This window comes from uncultured Caballeronia sp. (assembly GCF_964243625.1).
Taxonomy (GTDB): domain Bacteria; phylum Pseudomonadota; class Gammaproteobacteria; order Burkholderiales; family Burkholderiaceae; genus Caballeronia.
On record NZ_CAXTGZ010000745.1, the window covers coordinates 1 to 2,722 of the forward strand.

General features: G+C 61.9%; 2 protein-coding genes. Both read right to left on the minus strand.

The features are described from left to right. Nucleotides 1-429 precede the first annotated feature (429 nt). On the minus strand, nt 430-1,533 hold the full coding sequence (locus ACFFAR_RS30275; RefSeq protein ID WP_174362739.1) for a porin: 1,104 nt from the start codon (nt 1,531-1,533) through the stop codon (nt 430-432). Nucleotides 1,534-1,585: 52 nt separating this feature from the next. Continuing rightward, nucleotides 1,586-2,722, minus strand: a 1,137-nt coding sequence (locus tag ACFFAR_RS30280) for a uracil-xanthine permease family protein (RefSeq protein ID WP_375509121.1), incomplete at its 5' end; no start/stop codon positions are given.

Consider the following 2,722-nt stretch of genomic DNA (forward strand, 5'->3'; position numbering starts at 1 on the left):
TACGTCAGAAATGTGTCTGATGTTGCGAAGGGAATTGCCTGGAGCGACGCCGCAGTACTGAAAGGGCTGCCAACCGAAAATAATCCGGTCGTCCGAGGCGTGGGCACGGACTTTCATTCTTGACTTCTGGTTTCGGCGTCGTTTTTGCCGGATTTGGCGGCCGGCCCGATATCAGAGCGGTCAAAAAAGCCAGTTAATCAGCCAAGCTCCTTCAGGATCTGCGAGTGCTATCGACGGGCCGACTGCGGGCCGGCCGTCGCCGACGCCAATTGCCGTTGCTCATCTCGTTGCGTTGATCGAGCATAGGCCGATACATGCTGCATCGCAACATTTTATTTCGGTGGCGCAGCGTTGCCCCCTTGGCAGTGGCGAGAGCAACTGCGCACTAGAAGGACCGATTTGCAGCTATGGATCCTGTTGGTGCATGACTCAGAAGAGATGATGAATTCCGGTAAGCAAGACCGTCTGCCGGCCACCCGACGACGCGCCGATCCCCAACGTATCCGCCACCGCGCCGCCGCCTGCAGCCTCGAACATCAGGTCTGCGTAAAGCTGCGTCGATTTGGAGAGCGAATAGACGTTGGCGACCGTAAACTGGGTCCAGCGGTGTCCTTCGAGCGTCGCCGTCCAAGCGCCCGCCGATATTTCTTCCGATGGCGTCAGGCGCAGGTTCGCGCCGCCATCGAAAGTACGAAAGTGTTCCGTGCGGGCCGACGTGATGCGCAGATCCGTGGCCAGCGCGTGCACCGTCACGCGTTCGAACCGGTACGACCCGCCAATGCCCGCATCGCGGACCTGACGGGCGTTGAACGTCGCGCCCGCGGCCAGGGCCTGACCTTCGAATGTGCTCAGTCCGAGGCCGCCGGCGAGCGGCAGCAAGCGGTCCCGATATTCCGAATACACTGCGACCAGCTTCACCGGTCCATTCGTGTAATTGCTGCCAAAGCTGATCGTCCGGCCGTTGGTATTGCTGCCCGTTGCGCCAGGAAATCCGTAGAGCGCACCGAACGTCAAGCCGCTGTAGTTCGAACTTTTCCATTTGACCGTGCTCGATAGCTGCACGGGCAACGTGCTGCCGAGACCATCGAGGTTGCCCGGATGAAACGCGGAAAAATCCCCAAGCAACTGTCCTGTGGATACCGAGCCCAGCCAGTCGAAATTCCAGTCGGTCTGCCGCCCCAATGTGACCGTGCCGAACCGGGGATCGGAGAGGCCCACATAGGCCTGCCGGTTGAACAAAGTGCCGGCGCTCGCGGCCGCGCCCGTAGTGGTGACGAATCCGCCTTCGAGCCGGAACAGCGCCGAGCGGCCGCCGCCGAGATCTTCAACGCCTTGAAATCCGAACCGGTCGGCTTGCAATGTGCCCTGCTCGGCGATAAAAGCCCGGGACCCGTGGAGGTTGCTGACATAGCCAAGTCCCGCATCGAGACTTCCGTACAACGTCACGCTGCTTTGCGCATGAACACTTGAAGGCGCAGAGAGCGCGACAGCAGACGCGACCCCGGCCGCGCACACGACGGATGCAATTTTCATTGGAAGAGAGGAAAAGCGTGGAAGGAAAGGAAGGGAAAGGAACGGCGCGGGTTCAGGTTGTCTGAATCTTTTTCCCGGGCCGCGCCCACACAGCAGTAAAGACAAGATTGACGATGATCGCCGCCACCGTCCCTGCCGCCATGCCGTTGCTGAGCACGAGCTGCAGGTTCGCGGGAAAGCGGGCGTAGAGATTGGGGACCAGTATCGGCAGCAGGCCGACGATCAACGCCACCGCGAGCGTGTACTGATTGCTGCGCGCATTCAGGTCGACCTGGCCGAGCATCTTGATGCCCATGACACCGATCATCGCGAAGACGATCAAAGCCGTGCCCCCGACCACTGGCGCGGGGATCGAATAAGCAAGCCGTGCGAGCGGCGCGAACAGTGCGATCACGATCAGCATAGCGCCGGCGGTAGCCGTGACATAGCGTGAACGCACGCCGGTCGTCTGCACCACGCCAATGTTTTCGGCGCTCGTGATGATGAGCGACGTGCCCAGCAACGCACCAATCAGCGAGGCCACGGCGTCGCCGCGAATGGTGCGGGGAACGTCGCGCGAAGTATCGATGACCCTGCCCGTGATCTCGCCGACTGCGACCGTCTGCGCCGTTGCTTCGGCCATCGATATCACGCTGAAAATCAGCATGGGCAGGGCAGCGATCACATCGAAATGCGGCGTGCCGAACGGGAACAGCACCGGGTGCGTGAAAACGGGACCCTGCATGACAGTGGCGAGCGGCATGTAGCCCAATGCCCAGCTTGCCAACGCGCCAATGACGAGGCCCAGCAGCACCGCAAGGCGCCCCGCCGCTCCTTTCAGGGCACGCGCAATCAGAAGCGTGGAGGCGACGGTCAGGAGGGCAAGCCCGAGCGCCTGCGGCTGCGCAAATGTCGGAGTGCCGGGCTGTCCGACGATCACGCCCGCATAAATCTTGATCAGGCTCACCGACACCAGCAGCAACATGGCGCCGATCACCACGCGAGGAAAAAAACGCAGGCAACGTGCGAATACCGGCAGGATGATCCAGTAGAACAGGCTCGTGAGGATCACCGACCCGGCGGCGGTCTGCAGGTCGGTCTGTTTCGCGACGACGGCGAACAGCATCACCGGCGCGCCGCCCGGAACCATCACGAACGGGAGTCGCGCGCCAACGGCCGCCCAGCCGAACGACTGCAGCAACGTGCCGAT